Source organism: Micrococcus sp. Alg238-R198, from assembly GCF_900537135.1.
Lineage (GTDB): Bacteria > Actinomycetota > Actinomycetes > Actinomycetales > Micrococcaceae > Micrococcus > Micrococcus luteus.
On the sequence record NZ_UNRH01000004.1, the window covers coordinates 214,941 to 234,845 of the forward strand.

19 protein-coding genes and 1 riboswitch are annotated in these 19,905 nt (G+C 73.1%); of the genes, 10 read left to right on the plus strand and 9 right to left on the minus strand.

Annotated features, from left to right (window positions below; genetic code table 11):
* Positions 1-48: 48 nt before the first annotated feature.
* The gene (locus tag G6R13_RS06005) at positions 49-1,830 is read right to left on the minus strand and encodes an AMP-binding protein (protein ID WP_119217562.1); all 1,782 of its coding nucleotides are present in this window, start codon (positions 1,828-1,830) and stop codon (positions 49-51) included.
* Between the two features lie 150 nt (positions 1,831-1,980).
* Between G6R13_RS06005 and G6R13_RS06010 the strand changes: the two genes are divergently transcribed.
* The gene (locus G6R13_RS06010; protein ID WP_061867538.1) at positions 1,981-3,189 is read left to right on the plus strand and encodes an acyl-CoA dehydrogenase family protein; all 1,209 of its coding nucleotides are present in this window, start codon (positions 1,981-1,983) and stop codon (positions 3,187-3,189) included.
* On the opposite strand, the gene G6R13_RS06015 is transcribed toward G6R13_RS06010, so the two are convergent.
* Positions 3,164-3,904, minus strand: a complete 741-nt coding sequence (locus G6R13_RS06015; RefSeq protein ID WP_036338795.1) for a YoaK family protein — start codon at positions 3,902-3,904, stop codon at positions 3,164-3,166. The two genes, G6R13_RS06010 and G6R13_RS06015, sit on opposite strands and share 26 nt — an antisense overlap.
* Before the next feature lie 83 nt (positions 3,905-3,987).
* Positions 3,988-4,359: an ectoine synthase gene (locus G6R13_RS06020; RefSeq protein WP_020624813.1), complete on the minus strand. Its 372-nt coding sequence runs from the start codon at positions 4,357-4,359 to the stop codon at positions 3,988-3,990.
* Positions 4,360-4,560: 201 nt separating this feature from the next.
* A riboswitch (glycine riboswitch) is annotated at positions 4,561-4,677 on the plus strand.
* A 162-nt stretch (positions 4,678-4,839) separates the two neighbouring features.
* On the opposite strand from G6R13_RS06020, the gene gcvP reads away from it, so the two are divergent.
* From gcvP to G6R13_RS06035, 3 genes are all read left to right on the plus strand, one after another.
* Complete coding sequence (gene gcvP / locus G6R13_RS06025; protein ID WP_144826212.1) at positions 4,840-7,776, plus strand: aminomethyl-transferring glycine dehydrogenase; 2,937 nt, start codon at positions 4,840-4,842, stop codon at positions 7,774-7,776.
* Between the two features lie 12 nt (positions 7,777-7,788).
* Positions 7,789-8,955, plus strand: a complete 1,167-nt coding sequence (gene gcvT / locus G6R13_RS06030) for a glycine cleavage system aminomethyltransferase GcvT (RefSeq protein ID WP_049146723.1) — start codon at positions 7,789-7,791, stop codon at positions 8,953-8,955.
* A 117-nt stretch (positions 8,956-9,072) separates the two neighbouring features.
* Positions 9,073-9,906 carry a nuclease gene (locus G6R13_RS06035; RefSeq protein WP_134415958.1) on the plus strand — a complete coding sequence of 278 codons (834 nt, stop codon included), beginning with the start codon at positions 9,073-9,075 and terminating at the stop codon, positions 9,904-9,906.
* 11 nt (positions 9,907-9,917) lie between these two features.
* Here the strand turns inward: G6R13_RS06035 and G6R13_RS06040 are convergent, their stop codons facing one another.
* Positions 9,918-10,601 carry a response regulator transcription factor gene (locus G6R13_RS06040; protein WP_100056586.1) on the minus strand — a complete coding sequence of 228 codons (684 nt, stop codon included), beginning with the start codon at positions 10,599-10,601 and terminating at the stop codon, positions 9,918-9,920.
* A gap of 151 nt (positions 10,602-10,752) precedes the next feature.
* Between G6R13_RS06040 and G6R13_RS12225 the strand changes: the two genes are divergently transcribed.
* The gene (locus G6R13_RS12225; protein WP_002856694.1) at positions 10,753-10,926 is read left to right on the plus strand and encodes a hypothetical protein; all 174 of its coding nucleotides are present in this window, start codon (positions 10,753-10,755) and stop codon (positions 10,924-10,926) included.
* Between the two features lie 21 nt (positions 10,927-10,947).
* The gene (locus G6R13_RS06045) at positions 10,948-12,207 is read left to right on the plus strand and encodes a histidine kinase (protein WP_044659069.1); all 1,260 of its coding nucleotides are present in this window, start codon (positions 10,948-10,950) and stop codon (positions 12,205-12,207) included.
* Between the two features lie 250 nt (positions 12,208-12,457).
* Here G6R13_RS06045 and G6R13_RS06050 read toward each other — a convergent pair whose 3' ends face one another.
* From G6R13_RS06050 to G6R13_RS06060, 3 genes are all read right to left on the minus strand, one after another.
* Positions 12,458-12,943, minus strand: a complete 486-nt coding sequence (locus tag G6R13_RS06050; RefSeq protein ID WP_044659068.1) for a hypothetical protein — start codon at positions 12,941-12,943, stop codon at positions 12,458-12,460.
* A gap of 90 nt (positions 12,944-13,033) precedes the next feature.
* A complete protein-coding gene (locus G6R13_RS06055; RefSeq protein WP_044659067.1) occupies positions 13,034-14,089 on the minus strand; it encodes a hypothetical protein in 1,056 nt (351 codons plus the stop codon).
* 56 nt (positions 14,090-14,145) lie between these two features.
* On the minus strand, positions 14,146-14,991 hold the full coding sequence (locus tag G6R13_RS06060) for a hydroxymethylpyrimidine/phosphomethylpyrimidine kinase (RefSeq protein ID WP_020624820.1): 846 nt from the start codon (positions 14,989-14,991) through the stop codon (positions 14,146-14,148).
* A gap of 131 nt (positions 14,992-15,122) precedes the next feature.
* On the opposite strand from G6R13_RS06060, the gene G6R13_RS06065 reads away from it, so the two are divergent.
* The 3 genes from G6R13_RS06065 (at position 15,123) to G6R13_RS06075 (ending at position 16,641) form a co-directional block, all read left to right on the plus strand.
* The gene (locus G6R13_RS06065) at positions 15,123-15,587 is read left to right on the plus strand and encodes a DUF4126 domain-containing protein (protein ID WP_044659066.1); all 465 of its coding nucleotides are present in this window, start codon (positions 15,123-15,125) and stop codon (positions 15,585-15,587) included.
* Positions 15,584-15,907, plus strand: coding sequence for a putative quinol monooxygenase (locus G6R13_RS06070; RefSeq protein WP_010079505.1), 324 nt, complete (start codon positions 15,584-15,586; stop codon positions 15,905-15,907). The genes G6R13_RS06065 and G6R13_RS06070 overlap by 4 nt, the downstream gene beginning before the upstream one ends.
* A gap of 98 nt (positions 15,908-16,005) precedes the next feature.
* Positions 16,006-16,641 (plus strand): N-acetyltransferase, encoded by a 636-nt coding sequence (locus tag G6R13_RS06075; RefSeq protein ID WP_002856702.1) that lies wholly within the window; start codon positions 16,006-16,008, stop codon positions 16,639-16,641.
* 10 nt (positions 16,642-16,651) lie between these two features.
* On the opposite strand, the gene G6R13_RS06080 is transcribed toward G6R13_RS06075, so the two are convergent.
* Positions 16,652-17,257, minus strand: coding sequence for a TetR/AcrR family transcriptional regulator (locus G6R13_RS06080; RefSeq protein ID WP_036341145.1), 606 nt, complete (start codon positions 17,255-17,257; stop codon positions 16,652-16,654).
* A gap of 126 nt (positions 17,258-17,383) precedes the next feature.
* Between G6R13_RS06080 and G6R13_RS06085 the strand changes: the two genes are divergently transcribed.
* Positions 17,384-18,598, plus strand: a complete 1,215-nt coding sequence (locus G6R13_RS06085) for an acyl-CoA dehydrogenase family protein (protein ID WP_144879289.1) — start codon at positions 17,384-17,386, stop codon at positions 18,596-18,598.
* 100 nt (positions 18,599-18,698) lie between these two features.
* On the opposite strand, the gene G6R13_RS06090 is transcribed toward G6R13_RS06085, so the two are convergent.
* Positions 18,699-19,637: a hypothetical protein gene (locus tag G6R13_RS06090; RefSeq protein WP_134376988.1), complete on the minus strand. Its 939-nt coding sequence runs from the start codon at positions 19,635-19,637 to the stop codon at positions 18,699-18,701.
* Positions 19,638-19,905 lie beyond the last annotated feature (268 nt).

A 19,905-nucleotide genomic window follows, 5' to 3' on the forward strand; every position in this document is an offset into this window, starting at 1 on the left:
CCCCCGCCACCGCCGGACACGGACGGGGCGGTGGCGGGGAACGGCCGGTCAGCGCTGCAGGTCCAGGTCCTCCTCCCGGAACTCGGTGCCGTAGCCGTCCGGGGCGGCGCCCGTCTGGGCGCGCTCGACCTCGGCCTTGCGCAGCTCCACGCGGCGGATCTTGCCCGAGATGGTCTTCGGCAGCTCGAGGAACTCGATGCGGCGGATGCGCTTGTACGGGGGCAGCTGGGTGAGCGTGAACTGCAGGATCGCCCGGGCGGTCTCCGCGGTGGGCTCATGGCCCGGGGCGAGGGTGACGAAGGCCTTCGGCACGGCCAGTCGCAGCTCGTCCGGGGTGGGGACGATCGCGCCCTCCATCACGGCCGGGTGCTTGACCAGCACCGACTCCAGCTCGAACGGGGACACCTTGTAGTCCGAGGACTTGAAGACGTCGTCCGCGCGGCCCACATAGGTCAGCACGCCGTTCTCGTCGCGGCGGGCGATGTCACCGGTGTGGAACACGCCGTCGCGGAACACCTCGTCCGTCTTCTCCTGATTGCCGTAGTAGGACTTCAGCAGGCCCACCGGACGCGGGTCCAGGCGCAGGCAGATCTCGCCCTCCTCGGCCTCCTGGCCCGTGAGCGGGTCGAGCAGGGTGACGTCCATGCCGGGCAGCGGGCGGCCCATGGAGCCGATGACGACCTTCTGGCCCGGGGTGTTGGCGATCTGCAGGGTGGTCTCGGTCATCCCGAAGCCGTCGCGGATCGTGGTTCCCCACGCCTTGTGCACCTGGTCGATCACCTCGGCGTTGAGCGGCTCGCCCGCGGAGATGGTCTTGGTCGGCGGGGTCGTCAGCTGCGCCAGGTCCGCCTTGATGAGCATGCGCCACACGGTGGGCGGGGCGCAGAAGCTCGTGACGCCGTAGCGCTCCATGTTGGCCATCAGGGCCGCGGGGTCGAACTTGCGGGCGTTGTGCACGAAGATCGTGGCCTCCGCGATCCACGGGGCGAAGAAGTTGGACCACGCGTGCTTGGCCCAGCCCGGGGAGGCCACGTTGAGGTGCACGTCGCCCGGCTCCAGACCGATCCAGTAGAGCGTCGTGAGGTGGCCGACCGGGTACGAGGTGTGGGTGTGCTCCACGAGCTTCGGCTTCGAGGTGGTGCCCGAGGTGAAGTAGAAGAGCAGCGTCTCGTCGGCGGGGGTCGGCTCGGCCGGGGTCAGCTCGGTGGCGGCGTCGTCGGCGTCGTCGTAGGAGAGCACGGTGTGGCCGGCGACCTCGGGGGCGCGGCGCGCCGGGCCCTCCGCGAAGACGCCCGGCACGTGCACCAGGTGCAGGTCCTCGCCGACTCCGGCGAACTTGGCCAGGTCCTCGGCGCCGGCCACGGCCCACGCGGCGCCGGCGCGCGTCACGCGGTCCTCGAGGTCCCCGGAGGTCATCTGCGTGGTGGTGGGCACCATGACCACCCGCAGCTTGATGCAGGCGAGCATGAACTCCCACAGCTCCACCTGGTTGTTCAGCATCAGGATGAGGCGGTCGCCGCGGCGCAGGCCCTGCGCGGAGAGCCAGTTCGCCACCCGGCTGGAGGCCGCGGAGAGCTCGGCGAAGGTGCGTTCGGTGCTGCGCCCGTCGTCCTCGGCGATGATCAGCGCCGGCACGTCCGCGCGGGCCGGGTCCTGGGCCAGGCGGTCGAACCAGTCGAAGCCGAAGTTGAAGTGCTCGAAGCGGGGCCACTCGAACTCGGCGCGGGCGCGCTCATAGTCGGTCTGGCACTCGACCAGCAGGTCGCGGGCCGCGCGGAACACCTCCGTCGGCGACGGGGCGGCGACGGCGGTGGGGTCCTGGACGGTCATGGGTCCCTCCTCGGGATGGCTGCTGAACGGATCCTTGGCCGGGGGTCTGTGATCTGGAACACTACTGGCAGACCTGGATAGTTGGAAGTCCTACAGTCGGATTCGCGGCGAAACCGCCCGCCGTCGTCGGACCGCCCCCGAAGGAGAGCCATGACCGCCCTCGCCGACCGCCCCCTCCCCGCCACCGGCGCGCCCGCCGTCCCCCCCGGCCTGCCCCACGTGGACCTGCTGCGCCTGCGGGACCGCCTCGAACCGGTCGAGCGTGCCCGGCTCGACGCGATCGAGGACCACCTGCAGACCCGCGTGCGGCCACACCTGACCCGCTACTGGGACGCCGAGGAGTTCGCGTTCGACCTGCTGCCGGGCCTGGCCGAGCTGGGTCTGGGGCGCCTCGTCCTGGACGGCTCGTCCTCGCTGTTCCAGCAGCTCGTGCACGCGGAGATCGCCCGTGTGGACCTGTCCCTGTCCGCCCTCGTGGGCATCCACAACGAGCTCAACCTCGGCATGATCGCCGGCCTGGGCTCAGAGCGTCAGAAGGCCACGTGGCAGGGGCGCCTCGAATCCTTCGACGCCCTGGGCGCGTTCTGCCTCACCGAACCGGACCACGGCTCGGACATCGCCGGCGGCCTCGCCACCACCGCCACCCGCGACGGCGACGAGTGGGTCATCCGCGGCGCCAAGCGCTGGATCGGGGCCGGCACGATCGCCGACGTCGCGCTCGTCTGGGCGCGCGACACCGCCGACGGCGAGATCAAGGGCTTCGTGGTGCCCACCGACACCCCCGGCTACGAGGCCACGAAGATCAGCGGGAAGATGGGCCTGCGGATCATGCAGAACGCGGACATCACCCTGGACGTGCGTCTGCCCGCGGACGCGATCCTGCCCGGCGCCACCACCTTCGCCGCCACCCGCGCCCTGCTGCGCGACTCGCGCATGTGGGTCGGCTGGCAGGGCGTCGGCGCGCAGATGGGCGTGCTGGACGTGCTGCGCTCCTACGCGCTGCGGCGGGAGCAGTTCGGCCGCCCACTGGCCGCGTTCCAGCTGATCCAGGCCCAGATCGCCGAGGTCGCCGGCAACCTGGCCGCCTCCGCCGGGATGATGCTCCAGGTGGACGCCCTGCGGCAGGAGGGGCGGATGGAGATGATGCACGCGGCGATGGCCAAGGCCACCTCGACCCGGCTGGCCCGGTCCTCGGCGGCGCTCGCCCGCGACGCCCTCGGCGGCAACGGCCTGCTCACGGAGCACGAGATCGCCAAGATCATGGGGGACGTGGAGGCCATCTACTCCTACGAGGGCTCCTACGGCATGAACACCCTGATCGTGGGACGGGCCCTCACCGGCGTCTCGGCTTTCGTGTGAGCCACGCGTCCTGCAGGTCCTGGATCAGCGGGCGGTGGGCGATGAGCAGCAGCACGCCGGCCACCGGGATGACCACCTCGAAGCCCAGCCAGAGGTAGCCGGCCGCGCCCGCCACCCCGCCCAGGAAGAACAGGGCCACGAGCAGCGCCAGCAGTCCCACGCGCCGCGGTTCCCCGACGACGGGGGCCGCGGCCCCGGGGCCGTTGCGGTACAGGATCTTGCCGAGCTCGACGCCGATGTCCGTGACCATGCCCGTCACGTGCGTGGTGCGGATCGGCCACGCCCCGATGCGGGTGATCAAGGCGTTCTGCAGGCCCATGGTGAAGCACAGCACGGCCACCACGACCAGCGGCCGGTGCGCATCGCGGACGTGCTCGGCGAGCAGGCCGAACACCAGCATGCCGACGCCCTCGAGCAGGAGGATGTTGGCGTACCGCGACCGGAGGCCGTTGACCCGGCCCCAGTTGAACACCAGCGCGCAGACGACCGCGCCCAGGATGAACATGGCCAGCGCGAGCAGGCCCGTGCCGACCAGACCCGGGGCGTGGAGGACCGCCGCGTCCGCCATGGACGCCACGATCCCCGTCATGTGGGACGTGTACGTGGCCACGGCGACGAAGCCCACGGAGTTGAGGATCCCCGCGATCGCGGTCAGCACCAGCGCCAGGTGGGTGTTGCGGCGCACGGTGCGCTCGGGGGCGCACAGGTTGAGCACCCCGCCACCCTACGACCGGACGCCGCCGTCGGCGCCGACGCGGGAGGCGCCGTCGTCGACGCCTCCCGTCACCGTGCCCGGGCTCAGTAGCTGGAGTAGCCGTCCTCCGACAGGGTGTGCTTCTCGTCGCCGGTGATGGCGGGGTTGAACACCGAGATCAGGTGCATGTCCTCGGTGCCGCCGCGCAGGTCGTGCGGCTCGTGGTCCGGCAGGACGTAGATGACACCCGGCGTGATCTCGTGGACGGTGCCGTCCGGCTCCACCACGGAGCCGTTGCCCGCGATGCAGTAACAGGCCTCCTGGTGGTTGCGGTACTGGAGCTTCGAGGACGATCCGGCGCGCACGATCGTGTGGGCGACGGCGAAGCCCATCTCGTCCTTCGCGGTGATGAGGCGTTCGGAGGTGCCTCCGCCCCACTCGACCTTCTCGACGTCGTTCCGGCTGCGGGTGTACATGGGTGGATCGCTCCCTCGGTCGGCTCCGGGGCGGAGGAACACGCCCGCCCGTCCTCGCCACGGTAGGCACGGGCGCGTGGGGCGACTCAACCCCTCCCGGGCGCCCGTTTCATCAACGAAAGCCTTCGACACGCCCCGTCCGGCCCCTCCCGGCGGCCCTGTGACGCGGCGTACACGTGTGGGATACTGGCGGCACGCCGCATGCCCCGCGCGGGAGAGCGTCGGCGCGCGTCCTGCCCCGGCCGGCCGCGTGAGCAGGCCGCCGAAGGAGCAAACCCTCCCCGGGAATCTCTCAGGCATCCGTACCGCGTGGGGTCAGGCGCTCTGGAAAGCGTCTCACTCCGCCGCGCCCGCGTCCGGACCGAGACCACCGACGGTGCAAGCCGCCCACCCGGGCGTCGGAAACTCTCAGGTCCATGACAGAGCGGGGAGGAGCAGAGCCACGCCGTGACCACGGCAGGATCCCCCCGGAGGTACCCCGTGACCAGCCCCCAGACCACCGAGAGCACGACCGCGCTGCCCCACGAGCGCGTCGAGCCCAAGGACACCGCCTCGGCCCCCTTCGTGGCCCGCCACATCGGCCCGCGCCCCGCGGACGTCGAGCACATGCTGCAGACCCTGGGCTACGACTCGCTCGAGGCCCTCGTGGACACCGCCGTCCCCGCCGGCATCCGCCAGCCGAAGCCCCTCGAGCTGCCCGCCCCGCTGACCGAGTCCGCGGTCCTGGAGCAGCTGCGCGAGATCGCCGGCCGCAACGTCATGAAGACCCAGATGATCGGGCAGGGCTTCTCGGACACCGTCACCCCGGGCGTCATCCTCCGCAAGGTGCTGGAGAACCCGGCCTGGTACACGGCCTACACGCCGTACCAGCCGGAGATCTCCCAGGGCCGCCTCGAAGCCCTCCTGAACTACCAGACGATGGTCCAGGACCTCACCGGCCTGGACATCGCCAACGCCTCTCTGCTGGACGAGGCCTCCGCCGCCGCCGAGGCCGTGCTCCTCATGCACCGCGCCAACCGTCGCAGGACCGACGGCGTCACCCTCCTCGACGCGGACCTCTTCCCGCAGACCCTCTCCGTGGTGCGCCTGCGTGCCGAGGCCGTGGGCATCGACGTGCGCGTGGCCGACCTCTCCGCAGGCATCCCGGAGGACGTCCGCGCCGAGGTCGAGGAGAAGGGCCTGTGCGGCGTCGTGCTGCAGCAGCCCGGCGACTCCGGCCGCATCCACGACCACGCCGCCGTCATCGCGCAGGCCAAGGAGGCCGGCGCCCTCGTGACCGTCGCGGCGGACATCCTCTCCCTCGCCCTGATCACCCCGCCCGGGGAACAGGGCGCGGACATCGCCGTCGGCTCCACGCAGCGCTTCGGCGTGCCCCTGTTCTTCGGCGGCCCCCACGCCGCCTACATGGCCGTGAAGGAGGGCCTGCAGCGCAGCATGCCGGGCCGCCTCGTGGGCGTCTCCCACGACGACGCCGGCAAGCCCGCCTACCGCCTCGCCCTCCAGACGCGCGAACAGCACATCCGGCGCGAGAAGGCCACCTCCAACATCTGCACCGCCCAGGCGCTGCTCGCGATCGTCGCCTCGATGTACGCCGTCTACCACGGCCCCCAGGGCATCGCCCGCATCGCCCGCCACGCCCACGCCCAGGCCGTCCGCCTGGCGGAGGCGCTGCGGGCCGGTGGCGTCGAGGTCGCCGAGGAGCACTTCTTCGACACGATCACCGTCCGCGTGCCCGGCCGGGCCGAGCAGGTCCTGCAGGCCGCCGAGGAGAACGGCGTGAACCTGCGCCTGGTGGACGCGGACACCCTGCGGATCGCAGCCGATGAGACCACCGTCGACGCCGACCTCGTGGCCGTCCTGACGGCGTTCGGCCTGGACGCGGGCTCCCTGCCGGCCTCTGCGCACGAGGGCGCCGTGGCCACCCCGGCCGTGCCGGAGTCGCTGCGCCGCTCCTCCGCGTTCATGATGCACCCGGTGTTCAACACCCACCACTCGGAGACGAAGATGCTGCGCTACCTGCGCCGCCTCTCCGGCTACGACCTGGCGCTGGACCGCACCATGATCCCGCTGGGCTCGTGCACCATGAAGCTCAATGCCACCGCGGAGATGGAGGCCATCTCCTGGCCCGAGTTCTGCTCCATCCACCCGTTCGCGCCCGACCACCAGACCGAGGGCTGGCGGTTCCTGATCGCGGATCTGGAGGCCAAGCTCGCCGAGATCACCGGCTACGCGGGCGTCTCGGTGGCCCCGAACGCCGGCTCGCAGGGCGAGTTCGCGGGCCTGTGGGCCATCCGCCAGTACCACCTGGCCCGCGGTGAGGGTGAGCGGGACATCTGCCTGATCCCGGCCTCCGCCCACGGCACCAACGCGGCCTCGGCCGTGCTGGCGGGGCTGAAGGTCGTCGTCGTCGCCACCGCCGACGACGGCACGATCGACGCCGCCGACCTGGACGCCAAGATCGCGGCGAACGAGGGCCGCATCGCGGCCATCATGATCACCTACCCCTCCACGCACGGCGTCTACGACGCCGACGTCAAGGAGGTCTGCGCCACGGTGCACGCCGCGGGCGGCCAGGTGTACATCGACGGCGCCAACCTCAACGCGCTCGTGGGCCTGGCCCAGCCGGGCGAGTTCGGCGGAGACGTCTCCCACCTGAACCTGCACAAGACGTTCTGCATCCCGCACGGCGGCGGGGGCCCGGGCGTGGGCCCCGTGGCGGTGGGCGAGCACCTGGTGCCGTACCTGCCCTCCCGCGAGGCCCTGATGACCGCGGCCCCGCACGGCTCGGCCGGCGTGCTGCCCATCTCCTGGGCCTACATCCACCTGATGGGCGCCGAGGGCCTGCGCTCCGCCACCGCGCACGCGCTGCTGGGCGCCAACTACATCTCCCGCCGCCTCGCGCCCCTCTACCCGACGCTGTACACGGGCAACGACGGCCTCGTGGCGCACGAGTGCATCCTCGACCTGCGCGAGCTCACGGCCCGCACGGGCGTGACCGCCGAGGACGTGTGCAAGCGCCTCATCGACTACGGGTTCCACGCCCCCACCCTGGCGTTCCCCGTGGCCGGCACGCTCATGGTGGAGCCCACCGAGTCCGAGGACCTCGAGGAGATCGAGCGGTTCATCGAGGCGATGGAGGCCATCCACGCCGAGATCACCGCCGTCACCCCGGAGACCGTGGCGGACTCCGTCCTGCGTCGCGCCCCGCACACCCTCAACGTCCTGATGGCCGACGAGTGGGATCGCCCCTACTCGCGCGCCCAGGCGGGCACGCCGGTGCCGAGCCTGCGTCTGGACAAGTACCTGCCGCCGGTGGGCCGCATCGACGGCGCTTACGGCGATCGCAACCTCGTGTGCTCGTGCCCGCCGCCCGAGGCGTTCGAGGACGCCGTGGCCGACACCGCCGACGAGGACTGAGAGGATCACCCCATGAGCGATTCGACGCGCAACTCCCCGCTGCACCCGGTCCACGAGGCCGCGGGCGCCACGTTCACGGACTTCGGCGGCTGGAACATGCCCCTGAAGTACGGCTCCGAGCTGGCCGAGCACAAGGCCGTGCGCACCTCCGCCGGCCTGTTCGATCTCTCCCACATGGGCGAGATCCGGGTCACCGGCCCGGAGGCCGGGGCCATGCTGGACCACGCCCTCTCGAGCGTGCTCTCCACGTTGAAGCCCGGCCGCGCCAAGTACGCCCTGTGCCTGACGGACGCCGGCACCATCCTGGACGACACGATCGTCTACCGGATGGACGACGGCGAGGCCGGCTCCGAGCCCGACTACCTGGTGGTGCCCAACGCTGGCAACATCGCCGCGGTCCACACCGCCCTGAACCAGCGGGCGTCGGGCTGGGACGCCGTCGTCGAGGACGAGTCCTCGACCACCGCCCTCGTGGCCGTGCAGGGCCCGCAGGCCGAGAGGATCCTCGCCCGGGCCATGCCGGAGGCCGCGGCGCAGCTGTCCGAGCTGAAGTACTACGGCCACCTGACCCTGACCGTGCCCACGGACGCCGGTGACGTCATCGCCGTCGTCGCCCGCACCGGCTACACCGGTGAGGACGGCTTCGAGCTGTTCCTGCCCGCCGCCTCCACCGCCGAGGCCGGCGACCGCGGCTCCGCCGTGTGGAACACGATGCTCTCGGCCGCGGACGAGGCGGGCGTGGAGCTGACGCTGTGCGGGCTCGCCTCGCGGGACTCGCTGCGCCTCGAGGCGGGCATGCCGCTCTACGGCAACGAGTTGGACACCGGGCACCAGCCGCACGCCTCTGGCGTCGGCTTCGCGGTGCCCGCGAGCAAGGAGGCCGACTTCGTCGGACGATCCGCGCTGGTCGGCAGGGACGACGTCGAGGAGGTCCTCGTGGGGCTGCAGGGCGCGGGTCGGCGTGCCGCCCGGCACGGTTACGCCGTGCTGGACGAGTCCGGCGAGCGGGTGGGCGAGGTGACCTCGGGCGCCCCCAGCCCGACCCTCGGACACCCCATCGCCCTGGCCCGTGTCCGCCGCGACGTGGCCGCCGAGGGCACGTCCCTGCAGGTGGACCTGCGCGGCCGCGGCGAGCCGTTCACCGTGGTGGCCACGCCGTTCTACCGCCGGGAGCGCTGAGCCCGACGCAGCCGTCCCTCGGCCCGCCGCTCGGCGGTCCCGGGGCCCTTCGCTAGACTCGGGCTCCGGGCCGTCGTCGCGGCCCCCCGTCCCGCCGTCCACCTGCAGGAAGTCCGCATGACTCACGTCGCCGCCCGTGCCCGGGTCCCCCTGAAGGGGCTGCTGGTCTTCCTCGCCGTCGCCGCCGTCCTGCTCCTGCTGGGCATCGTCACCGTCCTCCGCGGCGTGGCCGCCGACGCCGCCCGCGTGGACATCGTCACCGTGCTGGACGGCAACACCGTGGTGGTGAACCAAGGCGGCACCGAGCGGACCGTGGTCCTCGCCGGCGTCACGAGCGCGGGCCGCAACCCGGAGGGCCTCAAGGTCGGCCCCAACCTCTGCATGGGGGAGGAGTCCTACTCCTGGCTGCGTGATCGGCTCCCGCAGGGGGCGACCGCGAGCATGACCACCTCGGACGAGGGCGCGCCCGAAGGGATGGAGAGCGCGGTCATCTCGATCGGCGGCGGCACCGTCAACGTGGCCATGGCGGAGGCCGGCATGGCCGCCCCCACGGATGTCGCCGTCGGCAAGCGCCTGGCGGAGGAGATCGCCCAGGCCAATCAGGAGGCCGTGGGTCGCGGCGTGGGGCTCTACGACATCGAGGAGCCCTGCACGTACCAGAACCGGCTCTACGAGGCCCAGTTCGCCCTGGAGCAGATCCCGGAGGACGCGGAGGCGTCCCTGACGAAGATCGACGAGCGAGCGGTGGAGTACGCGGCCGGCCTGGACCAGGTGCGCCTGGTGCAGCAGGAGATCCGGGCCCTCGACCCGGAGAACGGCACGTTCGCCGACCTCGCCTACGGGCCGGCCAAGGAGTCGCTCCTGGCCGAGGCGGACCCGGTGGTGGAGCACGGGATGCAAGTCCTGAAGGACCTCAACACGCGGCGCAACGAGATCGCGGCCCGTGGCTGACCCCGCCGCGCTCAGTCCAGGGCGAGGGTGACGAGCCCGAGCTGGGCCGCCCGGATGATCAGCTGGACGCGGTCGCGGACCTCCAGCTTGGCCATGATCCGCGTGAGGTTGGCCTTGACCGTGGACTCGGAGACGAAGAGGTTCGCGGCGATCTCCGGGTTCGACTGACCCCTGGCCAGCAGCCGCAGCACGCCCAGCTCCCGCTCGGTGAGGTCGGAGCCGTCGGGGCTGCCGGGCTGCACCGAGGTGGGGCCCACCGTCGGCCGGTCCCGCTCGATCGAGGCGAGCAGCTTGGTCGCCACGGCGGGGGAGAGCACGGACTCGCCGCGATGGACGGCCTGAATGGCGCCCAGGATGGCCGGCGGCTCCGCGTCCTTGAGGAGGTAGCCGCCCGCTCCGGCGCGCAGGGCCGGCACGAGATAGTCCTCGGACGTGAACGTGGTGATCGCCAGGACCCGGATCGCGGGGTGGGTCTCCTTGATCCGGCGTGTGGCCTCCACCCCGTCCATCAGGGGCATCTGCATGTCCATCAGGACCACGTCCGGCTCGATGGCGGCGCACGCCTCCACGGCTTCGACGCCGTTGGCGACCACACCCACGCAGGTCATGCCGGGGGCAGAGTCGACGAGCACGCGGAGCGCGCCGCTCATGAGCGGCTGGTCGTCGGCGATCAGGATGCGCAGCTCTTCGGACACGCAGGTCAGCGTAACCGGTGCTGTGGCGCATGCCACCTTGTCGGCGTCGGGGCGAGGCCGGGGTGCCCGCCGGCCGTCATCTGCGCCATGCCGCGGCGCGGCCTGTGCGCGGCGTGCACCATTTGTGACGGGCGTCATACATACTGGGGCCATGAAGACTCGCGCTCTCCTCGCTTCCGCTCTCCTTCTCGCCTCCACCCTCGTCGGCGCTCCGGCCGCCGCCGCCTCGGCGGCCTCGGCCGAGGACGACGTCGTCACGACCCTGGGCCTCGGCAAAGGCACTGCGGAGTGGACGTGCCGCCACTTCGGCATCTGGTGCGACTGACCCCGGGGCGGTCCGCCCCCGATGCCTGATTCGAGCCCATCGACCCCCTCCGTCCGGAGCGGCGCGCCCTCCCGGGCGCGCCGCTCTTCGGCGTGGCGTCAGGCGCGCAGCCTGCGGTGGCGCGCGTTCTGGGCCGCGGCGCCGCTGAGCCGCGTCTATCTCGCCTTCGGGTCGGCGTTCCTGCTCGCCTCGACCGCGTCCGACATCGGTCTGTTCGGCCCGGGCCACGGCGTCATCCCGGTCCTGGACGGGATCGCCATCGCGTCGGCGACCAGCGCCTTCCTCGCCCAGTGGTGGCGCAGCACGGTGGGCTTCGCCCTGCTCCTGCCCGGGGCCGTCGCGACCGTCGTCGGCGGTTCCGAGGTGCTCTTCGCCGTCGTCGCGCCCGTGGTCCTCGGGGCCGTCGCGGCGACCGCCCGTTCCTGGGGGTTCGTCGTCACGGCCGCCGTCCTGGCGCTGACCTGGGGCGTCGCCCAGCCGTTCGCGGTGGGTCAGGCGAACGCGACGTGGTTCATCCTGCTGCTCATGTCCATGGGCCTCGGCGGCGGGCTCTTCATCCGCGAGAGCCTGACCCGGCGGGAGCGGGATCGCCGCCGGGTGTTCGAGGCGGAGGAACGGGCCCGGCTGGCTGCCGAGGCCGAGCGTCGCTCCCTGGCCCGCGACCTGCACGACGTGGTCGCGCACAACCTCACGATCATCTCGATGCAGGCCCGGACGGCACGCTACCTCGGCACCCCGGAGGCGGCTCAGAGCGTGCTGGACGTGGTGGGGGACTCCGCGAAGGACGCGCTGCGGGACCTGCGGCGCATGCTCTCCGTCCTCCAGGAGGACGGGATCGTGGACCCGAGCGGTGAGCCGGGCGCCGCGGGGGACGCGGACGGCGCGACGTCCGCGGATCCGGTCCTGTCCGTGGCCCGCCTGGCCGAGGAGCTGCGCAGTCTCGGAATGACGGTGGAGACGGACGTCCGCTGCGACCAGAACGCGATGCCGATCTCCGTGCGGTCCACCCTGCACCGGGTGCTCCAGGAGGCCACCACGAACGTCGCCAAGCACGCCGGCGAGGGCGCGCGCGTGCGCATCGAACTCCGCGACGCGGGGTCGGACGTGGTGCTCGCGGTGGAGAACACCGTCGCCGAGCGGTCCGGCCCGCCGCAGTGGAACTCCTCCGGTGTGGGCCTGAACTCCATGCGGGATCGCGTGGCCACCTTCGGCGGCGCGATCGAGGCCGGGCCGGGGGGCTGGGGGTGGCGGGTGCGCGCGGTGCTCCCCCGGTCCGTCTGACTGAGGCCGGCGCCGGCACCGTCATGGACCACGTCCATGTGAGCTGCCTCACATCATCGCCCGAAAGTCTGCACCATCCGCCACTGTCGGGGGCGCCGTCGTCCCTCCTAGAGTGGGTCATGCCCCATTGAGACGGTGCACAGTGCGAATCACGAGCCGGGATACATGCCTGAGGGGATGCGGGCCCCGGACGCGGTTCCGAGAAGGACGATGGCCATCCGGCCATCGTCCTTTCTCGTTGCGGGCGTGCTCAGGCCGGCTCGGTGCGCGACGGCTCCGGGGTGACCGTGCGGACGAGGGGACGGGCCGCCGTCCGGCCCAGGGCCATGAGCACGGCGGCCGGGAATCCGATCACCGGGATGAGCATCGGCAGGATGCCCGCCGCGCCCTGCGTGAGCACCACCAGGCCGTAGAGCATGCCGATCAGCGCGTACGCCAGCACGTGGACCCACTGGTTGAGCACGTGCCGGAACGCCCAGTTCACGAGCAGGCACAGCGGCAGCCCCACCACCAGCCCGGCGACCCCGACCACCGTCAGCAGCGGTGTCAGGCTGCCGAAGGCCTGCAGGCCCGGGACCACGGCCAGGACCGCCACCACGGCGGCCATCACGAGGTTGGGCAGCAGCCAGGCCACGAGGAACCCGTTCAGTCCCATGCGCAGCTGCGGGCAGGGGCCGGAACGGGCCGCGCGGCGACGGGCACGGGCGGCGGACGCGACCGGGGCGGGGGTGGTCATGGCGGGAACTCTCCGGGAGGGGGATCGACGACGTCGGGCGGGTCCCCACTGTAGTGGGCCGGGCTGGACGGGCCCCGGGAGAGTTCCCGGTCAGGCGCGCCGGTCGCCGTCCACGTGGAAGGCCAGGTCCTCGACGCCGGGGAAGGACTCGATCTCCTGGAACGCGTCCCAGGCGTCGCTGTCCGCCTCGGCGTCCGCGGGCAGGGTCACCGTCAGGGCGCCGATCTCCCCGTCGATCACCTGCAGGCGCAGCTCGAGCTCGTGTCCTCCGGCGGATCCGGAGGCGAAGCGGCCGCGGACGGGCCAGACGCAGTCGTTCGGCACCGCGCGCCGGACGTCGTCGTCGGTCTGGACGACGAGCGGCACCCAGTCCGGGACCTCGCCGGCTTCACGGATGGCCTCGGCCACCGAGGTGACGGTGCGGGCGTGCGGCAGCTGGGAGCGCAGCGCCTCAGCCCCGGGCAGGTCCCGGCCCTCGGCCAGCGCCGGGTCGAGCAGGGTCTCGAGCAGGACGCGCACCTCGACCGGCAGCTCGGCGGTGGCCTCCGGCTCGACCTCGTCGACCGTGTCCTCGTCCAGGCCGGCGGGTCCGGTGACGGCGAGTTCGACGGCGTCGCGGCGGGTCCGGCGGGCGTCCTCGTTGGCCAGCAGCATCGCCAGGGAGGCCGCTGCGGCCAGCGCGACGCGCGGGGCGGGGACGCCGGCCCGCTGGAGCCCGCGCACCACGGCGCCGTCGACCCGGTCGTTCAGGCCGGTGGTGCGCAGCGCGACCGCCGCGACCGCGCCGCCGACGGCCAGTCCGCCGAGCCCGCGCAGGGCACGCGCGGCGGGGGAGGGGGCCACCTCGCCGTCGGCGATCGCGGCGGTGTGGAGGGCGTTGGCGGTCTCGGCCGCGAGAAACGTGCCGCTGACGGCGGCCTCGAGCTCTGCGAGGGCCCGACGCTCGCGCCCTCGGCGGGCGTGCGGATCCAGCAGGGTGAGCCCGCCGACCGCGGCCGCCGCCGCCAGCCCGTAGAGCCGGCCGCCCGGGGCGAGGGCGCGCTGGCGCAGCGCGGGGACGACGGCCTCGACGCCGTCGACGGGAACGGACGACGCCGAGTGGTGGACCTCGCCGGGGGCGGAAGGGGCGGGGGAGGGGAGCTTCATGCCCCCAGTGTGGCGCACCGCCCGGCTCAGGACGAGTCAGCGGCCCACGTGCGCGCTCAAGCGGAGCGCAGGCCGCCCTGCCACAGGGCGGCGAACGGCGTGCGGCCCTCCACCGCCTGCGCGATGCCGGCTCGCACGAACTCCTTGGCGCGGCGCGCGGCCTCGAGCGTGGTGGCACCCTTGGCCAACTCGGCGGTGACGGCGGCGGCGAGCGAGCAGCCCGCACCAGAGACGCCGGACTGGCCGATCTTCGGGGCGGAGAGCACCTCCACGGTGTCCCCGTCCACGAACACGTCCACGGCGTCCGGGCCGGGCAGGTGCATCCCGCCCTTGGCCAGGACGGCCGCGCCGGAGATCTCGTGGATGCGCCGAGCGGCCGCCGTCAGGTCCTCGACCGAGCGCACGGTCATGCCGGAGAGCTGCTCCGTCTCGAAGTGGTTCGGGGTGGTGAAGGTGGCCAGCGGCAGCAGCTCGGCCTTGAGCGCCTGGTCCGTGTCCAGGGCGTGGCCCGGCTCCTGGCCCTTGCAGATGAGCACGGGGTCCAGGACCACGTGGTCCCACTCGGCGCGGCGCAGGGCCGCGGCCGAGGTGCGGATGACCTCCGGGGAGCCCTGCATGCCCAGCTTCACGGTGCGCAGCCGCTCCGGGTAGTCGCCCTGGATGGCGTCGAGCTGCTGCTGGAGGATCTCGGTGGGCACGGGGAAGAAGCGGTGGTTCCAGTCGTCCTCCGGGTCGAAGGAGACGATGCAGGTCAGCGCCACGATGCCGAAGACGCCGAGTTCCTGGAACGTCTTGAGGTCGGCCTGGGCGCCGGCGCCGCCGGTGGCCTCGGACCCGGCGATGGTCAGGGCGAGCGCGGGGGCGGAGGCGGAGTGCTGGGGGGAGTGAGCGGTCTGGGGCATGCGCCCATGGTAGGACCGACCCCGGACGGGAAGCGCCCGACGGCCGGCGGTGTTCACCGGGGAACGAGGGTCCTCGGACCCGGAGCGTCCGCCCGGGCGCCCCGAGCGACCCGCGAAGGACGGGGACGGACGTGCTCGAGTTCCTCACCGGCACGGGCCTGGCCACCTCGGCCGGGCTCAACGCCTACATCCCCCTGCTCGCCCTGGGTCTGCTGGACCGGTTCACGGGGCTCGTCGACCTGCCCGCGGGGTGGACGTGGCTCTCCGCCGACGCCTCCCTCTGGATCCTCGGCGCCCTGCTCGCGCTCGAGCTCGTCGCGGACAAGATCCCCGGGGTGGACGCGGTCAACGACGTCGTCCAGACGGTCGTGGGAGCCGACACGGTCACGGTGGGGGCCGCCGCGCCCGTGCTCTCGGCGGCCGAGGACGTCTCGGCGGCCGGCCTCGTCGCGGCCGCGCTGTTCCTGCCGGTGCTGGTCGCCGTGCTGGTGGTCGCCGTCGTCGTGGGCCTGTGGCTGCTGGCCCGGCGGTTCCGCGCGCGGCGGACGCGAGGCCGTGCCGCGGCCGTGCCGGGTGGACCAGAATGGACGGCATGATCCTCATCAACCTGAAGTTCACCGTCCAGCCCGAGCGTGCCGACGAGTGGATGGACGCCGTCGCGAAGTACACCGCGGACGTGCGCTCCGAGCCCGGCAACCTGTTCTTCGAGTGGTACCGCCCGGTGGAAGGCGGCCCGAACGAGTACTTCCTGCTCGAGGGGTTCACGGACGAGGGTGCGCAGGCCCACGTCGCGTCCCCGCACTTCCAGGAGGGCCTGGACGCGATGCGCCCGCTGCTGGCGAGCACGCCCCAGATCATCTCCGAGCAGGTCGGTGCGGAGGGTTTCGGCCCGATGGGCGAGCTGCAGATCGACTGAGCCCGCCCCGGCCGGAGGAGGCGACGGCGCCCGCGTCACGAGCGTGACGCAGGGCGCCGTCTCTGTATCCGGGGTCACACCCTGGCTACGGTGAGCGCATGAGCGCCGAGCAGAACAGCACCCAGACCCCCGGCCACCGCACCGCCCACGTCCCTGCCGGCCAGGATCTCGGCCACCGCTGGTCCACCCGCGAGGCCGATCACGACGATCCGGCCGACCGCCGCGCCGTCCGCCAGATCGCCGAGCTCGCCTTCGCGTCCACGGCCGAGGCCGACCTCGTCGAGGCGCTCGCCGGCGGCGCGGAGGGCTGGCTGCCCCAGTACTCCCTCGTGGCCATGACCGCCGCGATCCCCGGCACGGACCTGCAGTCGGACCCGATGGGCTACGGCACCCTGGTCCGGGCCCACATCGACCACGCCGAGGTGATCGCCCTCGCCCCGCACGGCGTCCTGCCCGAGCACCAGGGCGAGGGCGCCGGCACCGCGCTCGTCAACGCCCTGCTCCAGAAGGCCCAGGCCGACGGCGAGGAGGTCGTGGTGGTCTACGGCTGGCCCGAGTACTACGCGAAGTTCGGCTTCCACCGGGCCTCCGAGCACGGCGTGCACGCGGCCTTCGCGCGTCAACCCGAGGCGCTGCAGATCCTCACGCTCCAGGACGGCGCGGAGGTGCCGGCCGGCGAGTTCCGCTACCCGCCCGCGTTCGGGGCGGAGAACGCGCAGGTCGCCGGCCGCTGAGGGCGGGGCGTCAGCCCACGAGTCGGCGCACGGCGGCGAGCGTTCGTTCGGCCTCGGCCGGCTCGGCCGTGAGCCGCGCGATGACCTCCGCGAGGTCCGCGCGCAGGCCGGCCTCGGCGTCGTCGGCCGGGGCGTGGAGCCACGCCCGCAGGGCGCGGTTGTGGACGGCCACCACGGCCGCCGCCAGCCCGACGGCGACCCCGCCGCGCGCGGGCGTGTCCGGCAGGGCCGTGGCGAGCCAGCCGGAGAACAGCTCCGTGTAGCGGTGCGAGGTGAGCAGCTCGCGCGTGCGCAGCGCCTGGGAGCCGCGCAGCAGGCGGGAGCGCGCCCGGGCCCGGTCCGGATCGGCGGTGTGATGCCGGAAGACCTGGAGGACCGCCTCCTCGAGGGCCTCCCGCACGCCGAGGGAGGTGCCGCGCAGGAAGTCGTCCAGGCGGGCGAGCAGCGCCGCGTGGTCGGCGAAGACCACCTCCTCCTTCCCGCCGAGGTGGCGGAAGAAGCTGGCCCGGCTCATGCCGGCCTGGCGGGCGAGCTGGTCGGCCGTGACGGCGTCGTAGCCCTCGCGGTCCAGCAGGTGGATCAGGGCGGTGAGGGTGTCCTCGGCGGGCGTCGTCATGCGGGCCATGGTGCCACGGGCGAGGAGAGGGGGTGAGACTGCGTCTGATTCTGTGAGATGGCGTGTCAGTTGGTGTAGGGTGATGACGGACACACCCATCTCTCCGACCCCGCCCGGGAGGCCACCATGACCGAGACCCTGCCCACCGTCGAGCCCGAGTACGACGTCGCCACGCCGCTGGACACCGACTTCTACTTGGCGCTCGCGGACGTCTCCGACGCCGAGAAGGACGTGTGGCGTCGAGCCCGCGCCTTCGCCCTCGAGCCGGACGTGCTGCCCCGGATCCGGGAGGCGTGGGACCGCCACGAGTACCCGCTGGACCTCGTGGCCCGCCTGGGGCAGGCCGACCTGCTGCGCGACGGCGTCCCCGTGGACGGGCTGCCCGACGTCTCCCGCGTTGCAGCGGGCCTGGCCATGATGGAGCTCTCGCGCCTGGACGGCTCGATCGCCACGATGACGGGCGTGCAGGGCGGTCTGGCCATGCGCTCGATCCAGCTGTGCGGCAGCGAGGAGCAGCGTGCCGAGCACCTGCCGGCCATGGCGCGCGGCGAGCTCTACGGCGCCTTCGCCCTCACGGAGCCGACCCACGGCTCCGACTCGGTCTCGCTGGAGACCCGCGCCGAGCGCGTCGACGGCGGCTGGCGGCTGCACGGGCACAAGAAGTGGATCGGCAACGGGGCCGCCGGCGGGGTGACCGTGGTGTGGGCGCGCAGCGCCGAGGACGAGAAGGTCCGCGGGTTCATCGTGCGCCAGGAGTCCGAGGGCTACACGGCCGAGGTCATCAAGGGCAAGGTCGCGCTGCGGGCCATCGACCAGGCCCACATCACCCTCGACGGCGTCTTCGTGCCCGACGCCGACGTCCTGCCCGAGGCCCGCTCCTTCAAGGACACCTCCCGCGTCCTCTTCGCCACGCGCGCGGGCGTCGCGTGGTCCGCCCTCGGGAAGGCCGTGGGCTGCTACGAGGCGGCGGTGCAGTACGCGGGGCAGCGCGTCCAGTTCGGCCGGCCGCTGGCCGCCGCCCAGAGCGTGCAGACCCGCCTGGCCGAGATGCTCTCTCAGCTCACCCAGGTGCAGCTGCTCGTGCTGCGTGCGACCCGGCTCGAGGACGAGGGGCGGCTCACCGGGCCGATGGCGTCCATGGCCAAGTACTCGGCGACGCGCGCCGCGCGGTCCATCGCCGCGAACGCGCGCGACCTGCTCGGTGGCAACGGCATCCTCATCCAGAACGAGGTGGCCCGCCACTTCGCGGACATCGAGGCGATCCACACCTACGAGGGCACCGAGACCGTGCAGGGGCTGATCATCGGCCGCGAGATCACGGGGGTCGGCGCGTTCGTGTGAGATGACGCGAGCGGGGGCGGCGGCGTGAGCCAGAGATTTCTGCTGGTACGCACGCCCCCCTGCCGCCGATTCGTCTGGCTCGGCGGCCGATTCATCTGGCTCACGCAGGCAGAGGGAGCCGCAGGTGGGCGGCGAGGTCGCGCAGCAGGGCGTCGAGGCCCCGCTGGGTGACGACGCTGGCGGTCACGCGCAGCACGATCCACCCCTCGGCCTGCATCCGGCGGTCGCGCTCGATGTCACGGCGCCACTGCTGCGGGTCCGTCCGGTGATGATCGCCCTCGTACTGCACGCAGACACGGGCCTCCCGCCACACCAGGTCTGGCCGGACGGTGGACCCGTCGCTCAGCATCAGCAGCGGATTCACCTCCGGCTCCGGCACACCCGCGTCGGCCAGCGCCAGTCGGAGGAGCGTCTCGGCCCTCGAATCCGCGCCGTCCCTGAGCAGCGGCAGGGCCGCTCGCAGGGTCCGCGTCCCTCGCCTCCCGCGCACCCGCAGCACCTCCGCCTCCAGATCACGCACGGTGCACCGCGGATGCTCGCCGGGGCGACGCCGGCCGGCCGGGCCGTCCGCCCGTTGCAGCAGGCTGTCCCCGGCGGCGACGACGTCGGCCAACGGCAGACCCAGCTGCGCCAGCGCCGCCCAGGTGGCGGCCGGCGTCGTGATCCGCACCCCCGAGCGCACCAGCACGGGGTCCTGCGGGTGCAGCTCATGCCCGACGACGCCGCTGCGGCGCGGCGCCCCGCCCTCGGCCCGCGTGCGCCCCAGATGGATGGGGCCGCGCTCCCACTGCCGCGGCAGCCACATCCCCCAGAGGCGAGCGGCGGTGGCGTGGGTGGCCGCGGTGCCGGGGTTCGTCCGCTGGAGGGCGCGGACGACGTCGGCCAGTGAGGGCTGACCCCCGGCGAGGTGCCGCAGCCCGTGGTGCGGGGCGTCGAACCGGGGGCCGCGCAGCTGCGAGGCCGTCAGACCGGCCTGCAGCCCCGCGGCGACCGGGAAGACGGGGCCGAGGGCGTCGTCGTGCGGAGGAGGGGCGACCATGCCGCCAGCCTCCCCTTCCGGCGGTGGACCCCGGATGGCGAGCGGGAGGGCCGTGGAGGGCGAGCCGGGCCGGCGGCCCTGTGCAGGAGCCACTGAATCGTCTGGCTCACGTCTTCTACGCGTCCGAGCGGCGCTGAGCCAGACGAATCGGTCGTGACAGCCCCCTCAGAACAGCAGAAACGTCTGGCTCGCGCCCGTCGCAGCGTGCTGGCTCCCCCCCCCCCCCCCCCCCCCCCCCCCCCCCCCCCCCCCCCCCCCCCCCCCCCCC